Annotated in this window: 13 protein-coding genes; all 13 read right to left on the bottom strand. The window is 44.2% G+C overall.

What is annotated here, in order from left to right:
* Positions 1-39: 39 nt before the first annotated feature.
* The 13 genes from EIH25_RS10180 to dcm all read right to left on the bottom strand — a co-directional run bounded on the left by EIH25_RS10180 (position 40) and on the right by dcm (position 12,809).
* Positions 40-723, bottom strand: coding sequence for a hypothetical protein (locus EIH25_RS10180; RefSeq protein ID WP_124100939.1), 684 nt, complete (start codon positions 721-723; stop codon positions 40-42).
* A gap of 25 nt (positions 724-748) precedes the next feature.
* Positions 749-1,090, bottom strand: coding sequence for a DUF3852 domain-containing protein (locus EIH25_RS10175; RefSeq protein WP_124100938.1), 342 nt, complete (start codon positions 1,088-1,090; stop codon positions 749-751).
* Positions 1,091-1,108: 18 nt separating this feature from the next.
* Positions 1,109-1,870 (bottom strand): class B sortase, encoded by a 762-nt coding sequence (locus tag EIH25_RS10170; protein ID WP_124100937.1) that lies wholly within the window; start codon positions 1,868-1,870, stop codon positions 1,109-1,111.
* 5 nt (positions 1,871-1,875) lie between these two features.
* On the bottom strand, positions 1,876-6,255 hold the full coding sequence (locus EIH25_RS10165) for a SpaA isopeptide-forming pilin-related protein (protein ID WP_164489216.1): 4,380 nt from the start codon (positions 6,253-6,255) through the stop codon (positions 1,876-1,878).
* A gap of 65 nt (positions 6,256-6,320) precedes the next feature.
* On the bottom strand, positions 6,321-7,196 hold the full coding sequence (locus EIH25_RS10160; protein WP_206425705.1) for a hypothetical protein: 876 nt from the start codon (positions 7,194-7,196) through the stop codon (positions 6,321-6,323).
* Between the two features lie 93 nt (positions 7,197-7,289).
* Entirely contained in the window at positions 7,290-7,655 is a 366-nt protein-coding gene (locus EIH25_RS10155; protein WP_124100934.1) for a SpoVG family protein, read from the bottom strand.
* 22 nt (positions 7,656-7,677) lie between these two features.
* On the bottom strand, positions 7,678-9,105 hold the full coding sequence (locus EIH25_RS10150) for a DUF3849 domain-containing protein (protein WP_124100933.1): 1,428 nt from the start codon (positions 9,103-9,105) through the stop codon (positions 7,678-7,680).
* Positions 9,102-9,374: a hypothetical protein gene (locus EIH25_RS10145; RefSeq protein WP_124100932.1), complete on the bottom strand. Its 273-nt coding sequence runs from the start codon at positions 9,372-9,374 to the stop codon at positions 9,102-9,104. Before EIH25_RS10145 ends, EIH25_RS10150 begins: the two co-directional genes overlap by 4 nt.
* 4 nt (positions 9,375-9,378) lie before the next feature.
* Positions 9,379-10,209 carry a DNA adenine methylase gene (locus tag EIH25_RS10140; RefSeq protein WP_124101332.1) on the bottom strand — a complete coding sequence of 277 codons (831 nt, stop codon included), beginning with the start codon at positions 10,207-10,209 and terminating at the stop codon, positions 9,379-9,381.
* A gap of 191 nt (positions 10,210-10,400) precedes the next feature.
* Positions 10,401-10,556 (bottom strand): hypothetical protein, encoded by a 156-nt coding sequence (locus EIH25_RS12470; protein WP_164489215.1) that lies wholly within the window; start codon positions 10,554-10,556, stop codon positions 10,401-10,403.
* Positions 10,556-11,452, bottom strand: coding sequence for an LPD28 domain-containing protein (locus tag EIH25_RS12465; protein ID WP_164489214.1), 897 nt, complete (start codon positions 11,450-11,452; stop codon positions 10,556-10,558). Before EIH25_RS12465 ends, EIH25_RS12470 begins: the two co-directional genes overlap by 1 nt.
* 66 nt (positions 11,453-11,518) lie before the next feature.
* On the bottom strand, positions 11,519-12,313 hold the full coding sequence (locus EIH25_RS12720) for a DNA cytosine methyltransferase (protein WP_347561944.1): 795 nt from the start codon (positions 12,311-12,313) through the stop codon (positions 11,519-11,521).
* Positions 12,291-12,809 carry a DNA (cytosine-5-)-methyltransferase gene (dcm, locus tag EIH25_RS12715; protein ID WP_347561943.1) on the bottom strand — a complete coding sequence of 173 codons (519 nt, stop codon included), beginning with the start codon at positions 12,807-12,809 and terminating at the stop codon, positions 12,291-12,293. Before dcm ends, EIH25_RS12720 begins: the two co-directional genes overlap by 23 nt.
* Between the last annotated feature and the right edge of the window lie 56 nt (positions 12,810-12,865).

Here is a 12,865-nt window from a genome sequence, read left to right as displayed (position 1 = left end):
AGTCATTGCTTATGAAATGCAAGCCCGTTACACCGACCTTTAATACTTGACATTCTCAGCAAACTTACTCATAAGCTGCGAAAAGCTCTGTCTTTCCATCATATCGGAACTAAGATATGCTCCCGACACAACGGTCAGCTTGTTCTCACTAAGCACAGCATAGGTTTCGGTGTATCCGAACTGTGCAGCAATGCCGTCAGACTTCTGAACAGAGCCGTAACGCTGATATTTTCCCTTTGACATTATGCTGCTTACCATGCGATAGCTTGACACAAAATCGTCCTCGGTGATACCGTCCATACGAGAAGCCGTATAGTCGAAATAGTAATCTCCCAAATTTTCAAGTATATATTCCGGCTCATAGCTAAATCCCAAATCTGAAATATCGATCATAACGACATCTATCTCTCCGCCGCCGTTTTTGCCTTTAAGAGTAACTTTTTGAGACCCTCCGCTGTTGTCTGTTTCAGTATCAAAGTCCGTACTTTTGAGAACTTCTTTCGCAAGCGTACCTGCGTCCTCGAAAGTGATATTGCTTTCAAAAAATTCCGCCGCAAAAGTATTAGCTTTATCATCTGAGGAAACCGACTCGGTTTCACTTTTCGCTATCTCGGTAGAAACGACCTCGGAAGTCGTTTCGCTTTGCACAGGCGGACTGATCGTTCCGCAGCCTGTAAATATTAACGCCGCGGCGACTGCAGCAGCCGATATTTTCTTTATCATTTTAATTCCTCCGTTTCCGTAAACGCTATATGCTTACTATCGTCCATACATACAGCGGTGCAGTCAAAGCAAATATAAGACAGCCGAAAAGTATTGCTATCGGAGTCCACTCAAACTGTCCGTGTTTTCTGTATTCCATATAACAAGTTGCAATCTTGACAAACAACAGGATCGCCAGTATTACGTCTATTACAGGAAAAACAACATTGTTCACGACTTCCTTGATCTGCGATTTCGCGCTTGTCCATGTACTTGTGACCGCTCCGGCAACATCGCCGTTTGCAGATGCCGTTATTGTCATTGCGGACAATACATACACAGCCGAAACTGCCGCTATAAATATTTTACTTATTCCTCTTTTTATCATATGCATCCTATCCTTTCATCAGTTTTTCAGTATTTTTCCAGCGACTACGGTTCTCCACGCCGAATTGTCACCACTGCAGGTCGACAGCAGAATAATATTATCGCTATCGGATATTTCAATTTCCTCAAAAAGCATGGCTTCGCCCTGAAGCTTGGATAGCCATGACTGAGTGTCAGATGCCGTATATATTTCACTGTCGTTCCTCACTTCTGCAACAGCAAAAAATTCTATGGGATAAATATTTTGTCCAGAGGTAAGCCAGCCGTATCTGTGATCGTGAAAATACTCGTCGTTCTTGTAATTCACAAGCTCTGCAAACTTCGTTCCGTCACGCATATTGTGACCGTATACAATGCTGTAAAAGTCTGAAAAATCTGAAGTGCAGCGATAGTCTAAAAACAACGAGCCTGCATACAAATAGCTTCCGTCTGCTGCTCTGTGGAGATAATAATCATTATCTCCCGAATACATTATCGGGTAGTTTATTCTTGTACCGGGGATATACAGCCACCCTATCCCCTCGTCATAATCTCTTTGAAACCGCGATTGATTTTGCACTATCTCCTTTTTGGCATTTTCGGAAACTTTCAGACCAGAACTGTCGTCATGGACAGCGTTATCAAGTTCATTTCTCACGGCTTCATTGGGAGCATAACGTTCCATCTTCTTATCCTCTATCATTTCCTGAAACCTGTCCTTAGTAAGCATTGTCAGACCTGCCAAAAGAAGAACGGCCGCCAACGCAGCCGCTCCTATCCTTAACATTTTACTTTTTGTCATATTGCCTATTCCTCTTTTTTATCTGTATTTGCAGTTTTGTTCTTTTTGTCCTTTTTTCTTGCGCTCACCGTGAGAATAATGAAGATCGCGGCTGAAGCAATCAGAACAATAATCGCCGCAAGATCATTTCTGTCATCTCCCGTATACGGAGTATCGAAAGTTTTTGGCATATGCTCGTCCTTCATGATAACTTCTGTGACTGTTCCGTCCGAATTTACTGTAAATTCAACATCATTGGCAATCTCATATCCTTCCGGCGCTGTAATTTCACGCAAAGTGTAAGTCTCTCTGGCTTTTAAAACCGCCTCTATAAAGTGCGGCTCGTTGGTTGAGATCCATTCTTCTATGACTGTTCCGTCCTTGTCTATCACCTGAAGTTTTGCTCCCGGAAGTTCCTCGCCGGTTGTAATATCTTGCTTAGAAATCATTACCTTTGTTGTATCGTCCACCATAACGATAAGCGGATTTCCGTTCTCAGAAACAACTGTTGCATCAACATTTTCAACAGTAACATTGCCATAAATGTCGACTGTAAATCTGATGTCGGTAGCGATAACATAACCATCGGGAGCGGCGATTTCTTTAAGTGTATAATCTCCTGCGGGAAGCTCGGTAACAACATGATTTGTGCCATCGGAAGTCCATTTGTCAATAACTTCGCCATCAGAATTTTCAAGCTGCATTTCCGCGCCAATCAGTTCATTTCCGTAGATATCCTGTTTGCTGATTTCTATGGTTATAGGCTTGTTTTCTGCCGAAATTTCAATAATTTTGCCGTCCTCAGAGATCGTTACAGGGTAGCTTTCATCGCTGAGAATATATCCTGTGGGAGCTTCTATCTCTCTGACAATATACTCGCCGTATGGGATCTCGTCAAATTCAAAGTATCCGTTTTCATCGGAAACAGCGGTCATATACGCCTTGTCAGCTGTAAAGTCAGTAGTATCCACAGCAAACAGTCCGAATACTGCGTTTTCAAGCGGCTCATCACTGTCATTTATCTTGATACCCTCGATTTTTCCCCTTTTAAGAATGTTGGTAAACTGACCGCAGTCTATTGAAACGGTCTGAATGTCCTGTCCCATATATTCAAAATTCACAAGATATTTTTCTCCGTTCAGAACATAATGCTCGTCGGTTGCGATCTCCTGAACATAATACTTGCCGAAAGGTATCTGTACATCAAATTTTGCAGTCATATTTTCGTCGAGCGTAACCTCCGAAATGAGTCCATCGGCAGGAATAACAGTACCGTCAGCCGCCGTCATATCCTCTGCGGCAAAAAGTCCGAAGATAACGCTTGTATAGCAGTCCCCGGCGTAAATACCAAACAGCTCGTCGTTTTCCATAACCTTAGAGAGTGAAATTTCAACGCTCTGATAATCATTTTCAAAAGCTGTATTTACCGTATCTCTGATTTCAATTTCCTGCCCCGCGTAAGTCAGTTCAACAAACCGTGATCCCGTATTGAGGACATAGCCATAAGGAGCTGTGATTTCTCTTATCTCATATTTGCTGAGATAGAGCAGATCGGTTTCGGCATACCCGTTTTCGTCGGTTGTGATCTCAGCCACAACATCTCCGGCATTGGCTCTGATAGTTCCGTCAAGAGTAATAATGTCCTCTGCTGCGATAACCTGAAATACCGCCCCTGAAAGATTTCCGTTTGCAAAAACGGGAGTATAGGTCGTTGGATTTACAACTATTTCGCCGTTTTCGTCTGTGTAAGCGGAGGATGCCATATTTACGCTTGCAAAAACATCTCCTGTTTTCTGAACAGAAATTCTGCCTTTCTGTGCGGTGTTTTTCTTTTCGACCTTTACAATGGTAAGGGAGTTTTCTTCCTCCGCGTTTTCAGGGGAAATCGAAAATGCTGCGGGAGTTTTATCAAGAGCGTATCCATAAGGAGCCTGCACCTCAACCAAAAAATACTCGCCGTATGGAAGAGTTTCGGGAGTGATCAGACAGCCCTCACCGTTTGTGTAGAATGTATCGATTGTTGTGAGCGTCGGATAGCTGAAAGTCATCGAAACCTTTTCTCCGTTTGCATTGTAGATCTCAAAGCCCGCGCCTTCGTATGGAATTGTTTTTCCTGTTTCAGAATCTGTTTTAACTATCTTGATATAGCTTTCAAATTCAGCATTGTTGATGAGATATCTGTAAGTCTGTCCGTTTTCGCTGATGTATACGTCAAAATCAGCAATAAACTCTGTTCCGTCCCAGCCCTTGGTCTGATGAACCGTGTAAATTCCGTATGGCATATCTTTTGTCTGAGCATAGCCGTTTTTATCGCATACGAGGTAGTCTTTTTCGCTGTCTTTTGCGGCTTCATAAGAACCTGTGCTTTTGAGATAAACCTCAAATTCAGCACCGACTTCGGGAGTTTCGATCTGTGTTGATCCATCATCGGAATGCTTGATTATGCTGATTTTTCCCTTAATAACGTCCTCGGTTACAGTCATTGGAATGAGATTGCTTTCAATAGTAAAGTTTTTAGCCTCTGAACCTACGGGATATACAGTTTCGTCAAGCAGATAGCCCTCCGATGGACTGATTTCCTGAATGGTATAATTTCCGCAGACATACTCCTTTGTTTTGAAATATCCGTTTTCATCGGTTGTGTAGGTGTCAACCAACTCGCCGTCACGGTAAATACCGTAAACCGCGCCGGCAAGAGTTCCATTGCCCTGAGCAGCTACCGTTTCGGAATCCTTTTTAACAACCTCTGCCGTAAACTTTTTCAGCACATTTTTAAATATAACCGTAGTTGTAGCGTCAGCTGTCAGAGTTGCAGTCTGATCGGCAGGAACAACATACTTTACCGGGACGTTTTTCTCAGAGATCGTGTAGGTTATTTTCTCATTATTGCTGTTGTAAACGGGAATATCGGAAAGAATTGCAACACCGTCCGAATCCGTTTTAATGGTATATGACTTGCCGTTGCCTGTGATCGTAAAGGTTCTGCCGCCGATATATCCGTCCTCGGACTGCTTGTTGATTTTGATCGAGCCTGTTTTTAATTCATTGTTGAATTTCACATTTACGGTGAGATCGACGTTTCCGCTTGTCAGCGTAACGTTCTGCGCCTTGGGCGTTTCGTATCTGGTATCTACGTTGATCTCGGATACGGTGTAGGTGATCGCTTTGCCGGTGGATGTGTTGTATACCTTTAATCCGCTAAATTCGGCAACGCCGTTTGCGTTGGTTTTCTTGGTGTAACTGCTGCCATCATTTCCTGTGACCTTGAACTCTCTGCCGCTTACGATCCCGTCCTCGGCAGTCTTGTTGACCTTAATTGTGCCTCTCGTAAAATCTTCGGTCACAAATATGTTTTCGTCAGCCTTTAACGCGAAGACTTCTTCAGAAATACTGTAACCTGTCGGTGCGGAGATTTCCTTAACGTAATACTGCTTTTCAGGAAGCTGGATAGAGCCTGTTCCGTCCTTGCCGATAGTGATCTCGCCGACCTTGTTTTTACAAGCCTTATCGGTATATACTCCGTATTTTGCAACCGTGCCGTCTACCTTGCTTGTACCCGAAATCTTAACAGTTCTGTCTGAAGCAAGAACTTTTGTGATGTCAAACGTCACATCATTTTTTGTTATTCTGAAAGCGTACATATTCATAGCAGTCGCGGTTTTACCGTCGGTATTGTTGTTGATCACAACGCCCTCCGAGCCGCTTGACTCGATTCTCCAGTGGGTACCGCCCGCGCCTGTTCCGTCGCCTACTGTTTTGGAATTGATAAGACTTTCTGAAACTCCGATAGACTTCAAGTAGCTTATTACATCGTTTCTTGAATTAAACTCGCCCATGTATATCCATGCATGATCCTCGCCATATGGATTCTGAGCCACCACTACCGAACCGGGCGTAATCGTTGAACCGTCGGAGCATTCCCAATACGGATGGTCTGTAGTCTTTATACTCTGCTTTTCAACATCGATCCTTGAGGTTTCCCCCTTGTAGGTAACAGTACAGTTATCATTAACTGTCAGCCAGTGCATCGTATCAACGGGATTTGGATTGTTCCATGAAAATCCCGAAGTCTTGTATCCAAGCTGAGTCATTGTGTAATACACAAGTCCCGAACAATCAATACCTTGCTGATTTATATATTCCACCGAAAGCGGAGAGTAGGAGTCCTGAGTATATACTCCAGAATATCCTTTAAATCCGAATCCATAAGGCGCACTGAGAAGTGTCGCCGCCTTTGCGATCACCGTATCTGCCGACGGAAACGCAGGATTTTCAGTAGTTGAAACACTTTCCGCACTCACTGTGATAACTCCGCTCATAGATGAGCCAAGCATAGAAAAAACGCAGAGTCCTGATATGAACCCCGCGCCGATCTTCTTTAATATTTTCGATTTTGTTTTAAACATATATCGCATTTCTCCTTTTTTTGCAAAGAAAAAGAGCCGGATTTCGGCTCTTTCGTTTGCATATTCTAATATATATCATCATATCTTTGACTGCTTATCAAATCCGCCCCTGATATATATGATTCATCAATATCTATTATTTCGCTGAATCCGCAGTCGTTATTCAGCAGAAATCCTTGCCCTTGCGTATCAAGAACAAACCATGCTCCGTTTACTTTAACAACATTTGCTACATGTCCATACAGTTTTGACGGAGTCCATACAAGATAGCATTCCAGACCTGTACCTTTGCATAAATAGTAGGTCTGCCACGAATAATTCACGCAAGTTCCCGAACCATTTTCAGTCATCCAGTTATATACCGCCTCCGCCTTGCTGTAATCAGAGCCGTTATGAGATAAGCTTCTGCCGATATCCATATATCGTTCTTCCTCAGTAGGCTTCGGCGAGGGAGGTTCCGTCTGCGGCGCTGTTGTAGTCTGAGGCTTATTGTTAGTCGGTCGGTTATTCTGCTCCGCACCGTTATTGCTCTGATGATTATCAGACGGCGAATTATCGGGCTGCTGACTATTCCGCACAGACTGATCACTATTTTCCTGACCGTTATTATTCCGCACGGAATTGTTTTGTCCCTCTCTGGAATTTCCCGAAGTACCTGACGAAATTGATTTCTTTGTTGTAGTTACTGCGGTACCTGTCGGCTTTGAAGCTGAGGATACCGTTTGCGAACTCTTTTTCGTAGTAGTCGTGGCTTCGCTTGTATCCTTTTCTTCTTTTGCCGGTGAGGTTTCCGTATCAGATGTGCTTTCGGAAGCAATTACCGTAGTAGTTTCCACTTTGGATTCTGTATCGTCTGTCTGTCCGCAAGCTGTAAGCATCAGACTGCATACAGCTAAGATGGTTATCGCTTTTTTCACGTCGTTCACCCCATTTGGTTTCATTTATTGTTCTAACTATAGCATATACACTCCGAAAAATCCAGTAATTTCGCAAAATTTCTACCTATTCAATAAATTACAAAGCCTTACTTTGTACTACATTGCTATCTCAGGTTCAGGTTCATCTGAAAGCTCATCCGCCATTTCCTCATTGGGAGTGTTCTCCACCTCGATTTCTGCAGCCTGCACCTGCTGTAATTTTATATCGTAAGCGTTCAGTACCGCCTGATTAAGAGCGTTTCTTGCTGATTTTGTTATAGCGTGAAAAATATCCGAATACTGCTTGCTGCCGTCACGGTCTGTGTATGAAGTCGAGGGCATATTTACAAATCTGCCTTTCTCGGTTTCCATCACTCTCAGTCCGTGGACGGCATAAAATCCGTCAAAGCTGACGCTTGCGTAAGCCTTGATGTTGCTTTCGGGTTTGTCCACAAGTCTGTTAATAGTCGCTGAAATTTTCATTAGTATCACCTTATCCTTTCGTTTATGACATTGTAAATTCCGGTTCGTCTGTTTCCTCAAGATCCTCGCTCAATTCTTCCGCTTGCTCAAATACGATAATGGGAGTTTCAAACATTGCGGAATATTTCTTGATCTGCTCGTCCGTAAGTGAACAGCTGTCCCATTCGCCGTATTCGTTCTGGCAGTTTCCCGACACATAGAAAGTACCATGAACAAGGTCACCGCCACAGCGTTGACCTCGGCAGTTGCCCACCATTCTGTTTGGTTCGGAATTATTCAGCAGAAACTCGTCGTTGCACCAAGCTATAGCGTCATATTTCGGCTCAAAATATATGGGTTCAATACAGCCTCCAACCACAGACTGCATAGCATGGATATCATTGCGTATTTCTGCTTCATAGGGAGCTTTGTCGTTTTCCACTACAAGTATTTTCATCATATCCGAGTGGTTCGTTTTATCAATATCAAAGTCAATCGGCTTAAATCCCACGCTGTCGCAGAAGTAAAATCCCTTATTCTTGCCCTCGCAAATTTCAATAACATTGCTGACTGACAATGACTCGCCGAGATAGCCGGGCGGTGTTTTGTCCGAATTGCAGAGAGCAAAAACGCTTTCAAGGCTGTCGCAGTTTACTGTTCCGCCGTAAACCTGACGGTAGTTCTCAGCCTTTACATCTCCGTGAGATCGTGTGTAATCGTAGTTCATAAAGGCAAGCTTGCCGCTGTCCTTTTCATGATCGATTTGAAAAACCCTAATCTTCATCCGCGGAGCTTCTATCTGCTTAAGCCGCTCTACCGCCCATTTGGGAAGCTGTTCATAGTCCGCAATCCCTACAAAATCCTCACGGTAAAAACTAGCTTTCTCGCCGTCCGCAAGAAACTGTCCGAACACCTTTCTGCCCGACTTTTCGGGATCACAGCCGAAGCCTCCCGTTGCGTAGAAATACTGATTTATGGGGTTCTTGAACTGCTCGCTAAGGATCTCCGGCTTTAAGATCAACAGCTTTTTCTCATAATCCCGCGGCTTGTCGGATCGAACGCACTGTTTTTCTCCCACAAGTCCAAGCTTGCTGTATTCCTTTCTGACCTCATCAATAAAGCCGTTAAGCACGGCAGGATGAGAATCAACGAAGTATTCCATCATTTCTTTTTGTGGAAGATATGAGGGGATAACAGACCTTGCCCATTCCTTATTTTCATGTGAAAAACGTCCGTCATGCTCCTTATTCAGAATACTCGCGGCAAGCACCCACATCGCGCGGTCATAACCGAAATGTGCAAGCACCGTTTTGACTGCCGTACCGCTTAAATAATAGCCGTCAAAATTATCCGCAATGGCTTTTTCTATCGCGTTTTTACAGCGGATATTTTCTCTCTGACTTTCACGGTATATTTCTGTTTCTCCGCTTTGTTCAGCGTTTTCAAAAGAATGTCTGTACAGGTAACTCATGAACAAACCTCCGTTTCCTCTCCGCAGTAATCATACAGTGGACAATCACCGCAGTCATCGTGCATAGCGCAAGTCCTTTCAATTTCTTCCTCGGAGATTCCGCAGTCAGGCTGTTCTCTGTCGGGAGCGTTTCTCCAAATTGTAAGGCTTACCCCACTGTCATCACGCTCCGTTTCTACGATAACAGGATCGCCGTTTTCATCGTAAAGACCTGAAAATTCGGTTGTTCCGTTAGTTGTGAGTATCTGCGCGAAAATTATCTTTTTCATAAAGTTATACCTCCAGAATTGTTTTTTCATCATCAAACAGCGAGAGCTGGCGAGCCGCTCTCGACCTCTCGCTGGTGTCGTAATTGGATATGAGAAGCTCCGCGTACTGACAGCCGCCGTCATATCGCTGCGCAAGATTATTCAGTCTGCTGATCTCCTCAATTTGAATATTCGGCTTGTCCCAAAGTTCTCTGATTTCGGGACAGTCGTTGTATGAAACAAGAAACTTGCCCGAAATACCAATAAGAGTATCACGAAGTCTGATATGGTCCTTTGTTGTAAAGCCCACGTCCTTGTAGTAGTTTTCAGTTGCAAAGTAGGGAGGATCGCAGTAAAAAAAGCTGACGGGACGGTCGTACTGCCGTATCAGCTTTTCAAAATCCTTGTTTTCGATTATGACCTTCTGCAGCCGCCTTGCCGCCAGATCTATCATCGGGAAGTCCGACCAGATAGAATGCGGCTGACTGCCGAAGCTGTCAAGACCGCTTGCATAGCTGTACCGTATCAGCTGATAGAACTTAGCCGCCCTGTCAACGTCGCGGAATCTGCCGAACAGTCCTTTCTTATGAAGAGCCGCAATCCAATTAAAGTCCTCGCGGGAATTGAGGACGTACCGCAGCTTGTACTTCAGCTTATTCGGTTTATCCCTGACGCAGCGGTACAGATTTGCAAGGTTTCCGTTATAGTCGTTCCAGACCTCGAAATCCATAGCCGGCGGTTTATGAAACAGCACCCATCCCGCACCGCCGAAAACCTCTATATATCTTTCATAATAGGTTGGAAATCTTGCAAGAACTTCATCTCTTAACGCTTTCTTTCCGCCTACCCATGACATAAAACTGTTCATATATTATTTGCCTCCGATGTTTTATGCCGTTAGAACCAACAGCAGAAAAGTCGCTTTGCAAGCACCAGATTTTATCTGCTGTTGGCAAAACGACTTTGTCCTAGCGCGGACGGCGCGATTTACGCTCAATTTTGATATGAACTATACTGCCTGCCCGCTGTTTTTCATTTGTTGTATTTTCAGCCCTTGATTATCGGGTCGATTTTGTGTGCATCACTTACCTCCTTGTCCAGACGTTCAATCTCTTTTATGGCTGCCTTGAAAGCCGCGGCAAGACCGCCAACCGTAAATCCGATTATCCCTCCGACTGTCATCCCTATGAATAAATACGTCATTACATCATCTCCATTTCTAAATCTTCGGTTTCCTCCATAGAGCAGCAATTATCGTTACTAATAAACTCCATGAACGTGCTTGTTTCACCGATAAAATTCGGTTCGGTATTATTTGTAAAAGTAATGAAACCTTTTTCACCGAGATCGATAGGTTCTTTGGTTATGACAGAACCTCCGTGATTTACTTTAACGATTTTTTCAATGGAACAAAAACCCTCTCCATCGTCTGACTGCCTTAAATCGCAGCAATACGTTCCTTTGGGAATATCCTCGTCTGTTATCCTACCGTTGCTAAAAAGCGCAGGCAGTCCGAATAATTCTATACGCTCATATTCGTCGTCGCTATAGATATTGATATATCCTGTTTCCGAAGCGTTGAGTAAAAGTCCATAAGCCTCAAGATCAACGTCCATAACCCTTGCCGCGAATTCAAGCCGCTCCTTTTCGCTTTCGGGATAGTATTCTTCAATACGGTCTTCGTCGTAATACGCGTATCTGCCGCAGTTCACGCCGATGTCCTCGTCAGCCCACTCATGAATAATTTTGATTTCGGGGTACATCTCCGATAGTCGTTGAATTACAGGATGGGGAGCTGCCCAGGCGGTCAAAAAGCGCAGTTCTTCTTCATTTGAGTAATCACAGTCTTTTTCATAGCCATAGGCTGACCACTTCGTACCCCAGTTTGCTATACACCAGTCGTACCAGTTGTTTTTGCCGTAGAGATTCATTTCCTCCTGACCGAGATTGCCGCGGTAGATATTTTCAGGCATGGGAATTATCTTCTCAAAATCAATAGTTCCAAGCCCGAGCTCATCGCTTTGGATCTGCTCCAGAAGCTCCCGAATCTGCTTTCGGTCACCGTTTAATTTGATTACGTTTGTCACATGATTTGGCATTCGCTTTCTCCTTTCCGCATTTGTTTTTCATATAGCGAAGCTTTTCCGCTTCTATCCGGATTATACTCATTTGATGTTTACCTCCTTATCCAACTCTTTAATATTTCTTGCTATAACCTCAATTACGTTTGTCGTCACGGCGTTTCCCGCCTGCTTGTAAAGCTGCGCGTCGGACATTCCGGCTGCTTTGACTTTATTGAACTGCTCGTCTGTAAAGCCCTGCAAACGCCAGCATTCTATCGGCATGAGCCTGCGGATAAGTCCGTTGTAAATTACTCCGTGTCTGTCCGTCACGGTAAGTGTAAACATCGGTTCGTTCGATTCTTTTACACGTCTGCCTAACTGCCTTGTACGCGGCTTAAAAGGATTCAATATTGCTCTCGGTTCTTCCATAACGATAACTCCGGATTTTTCTCCTTTATGGTGACCTATTCCGCTGTCCTGTCTTGACGTTATGCACCTCGCAAGTTCAGTCACCTTCGGTTCGGGATTCATATCTATACACATAGCGTAATATCCCTGATTTGGGCTTGTTGTTATCGTATGAGCCATATCTTTCCCGACCCTTCCGCGCCTTGAATTAAGATTCGGATATGCAAGGTCTATGCTGTCGCCGGGCAACGCTGTCTGATATCCCGACTTGGTCTTTACCTTTATGGGAAGCCCTAAGATCTCATAAAGTCCCGTTTTTCCGCCGAAACCTCCCGTCTGACTTGTCAGCGTTATGCTCAGTCCGTCGGTGGAGTAGACTCGGCAGCCCTCCCGTCCGGGTATGCGCTGTACAATAGCTTTTGGATTTGCGTCGGTGAAAGACAATACTTTTCCGGAGCGTTTTTCTCTAAGAAATCCGATAATGAACACTCTCTTTCGGGATTGGGCGACTCCAAAATTCGCGCTGTGGTGTCAACTTGTTGACACTGCACCTTTGCCATGCGACATCGTACCCCAGTTCATCCAATGTGCTGAGGATGGCCGCAAACGTCCTGCCCCCGTCATGCGATAACAATCCGGGTACGTTTTCAAGCAGCAGATATTTAGGTTTTTTAACGGCAGCGATTCTGGCAATTTCAAAGAACAGCGTTCCTCTCGCGTCGTTAAAGCCGCCCCTTTTTCCAGCGATTGAAAAACTTTGGCAAGGGAAGCCTGCGCATATAAGGTCGAGATCGGGTAACTCATTTGGGTCGATTTTTCTCGCGTCATCATAATACACCTCGCCTTCTGTATCGTACATTGTTTCGTATGCTTTTTTAGCGTATTTATCTATCTCGCAGTAACCTACGCACTCAAAACCTCCTGCCTTCTCAAGCCCTGAGCGAAATCCGCCGATTCCCGCGAAGATATCGAAATATTTTATCATTTATCACTTCTCCTTTCCGATTTTTAGCAATAAAAAAACGGCTAAGTCTTTTTCAA

It is taken from the genome of Ruminococcus sp. Marseille-P6503 (assembly GCF_900604945.1).
Taxonomy (GTDB): Bacteria; Bacillota; Clostridia; order Oscillospirales; family Ruminococcaceae; genus FB2012.
The sequence above is the reverse complement of the archived record's forward strand: the minus strand, read 5'-3'. Positions and strand labels throughout refer to the sequence as shown.

Coding starts and splice junctions, on each gene's coding strand:
- EIH25_RS10180 (WP_124100939.1), bottom strand. CDS start 723: ATGATAAAGAAAATATCGGCTGCTGCAGTCGCCGCGGCGTTAATATTT.
- EIH25_RS10175 (WP_124100938.1), bottom strand. CDS start 1,090: ATGATAAAAAGAGGAATAAGTAAAATATTTATAGCGGCAGTTTCGGCT.
- EIH25_RS10170 (WP_124100937.1), bottom strand. CDS start 1,870: ATGACAAAAAGTAAAATGTTAAGGATAGGAGCGGCTGCGTTGGCGGCC.
- EIH25_RS10165 (WP_164489216.1), bottom strand. CDS start 6,255: ATGTTTAAAACAAAATCGAAAATATTAAAGAAGATCGGCGCGGGGTTC.
- EIH25_RS10160 (WP_206425705.1), bottom strand. CDS start 7,196: ATGAAACCAAATGGGGTGAACGACGTGAAAAAAGCGATAACCATCTTA.
- EIH25_RS10155 (WP_124100934.1), bottom strand. CDS start 7,655: ATGAAAATTTCAGCGACTATTAACAGACTTGTGGACAAACCCGAAAGC.
- EIH25_RS10150 (WP_124100933.1), bottom strand. CDS start 9,105: ATGAGTTACCTGTACAGACATTCTTTTGAAAACGCTGAACAAAGCGGA.
- EIH25_RS10145 (WP_124100932.1), bottom strand. CDS start 9,374: ATGAAAAAGATAATTTTCGCGCAGATACTCACAACTAACGGAACAACC.
- EIH25_RS10140 (WP_124101332.1), bottom strand. CDS start 10,209: ATGTCATGGGTAGGCGGAAAGAAAGCGTTAAGAGATGAAGTTCTTGCA.
- EIH25_RS12470 (WP_164489215.1), bottom strand. CDS start 10,556: ATGACGTATTTATTCATAGGGATGACAGTCGGAGGGATAATCGGATTT.
- EIH25_RS12465 (WP_164489214.1), bottom strand. CDS start 11,452: ATGCCAAATCATGTGACAAACGTAATCAAATTAAACGGTGACCGAAAG.
- dcm (WP_347561943.1), bottom strand. CDS start 12,809: ATGATAAAATATTTCGATATCTTCGCGGGAATCGGCGGATTTCGCTCA.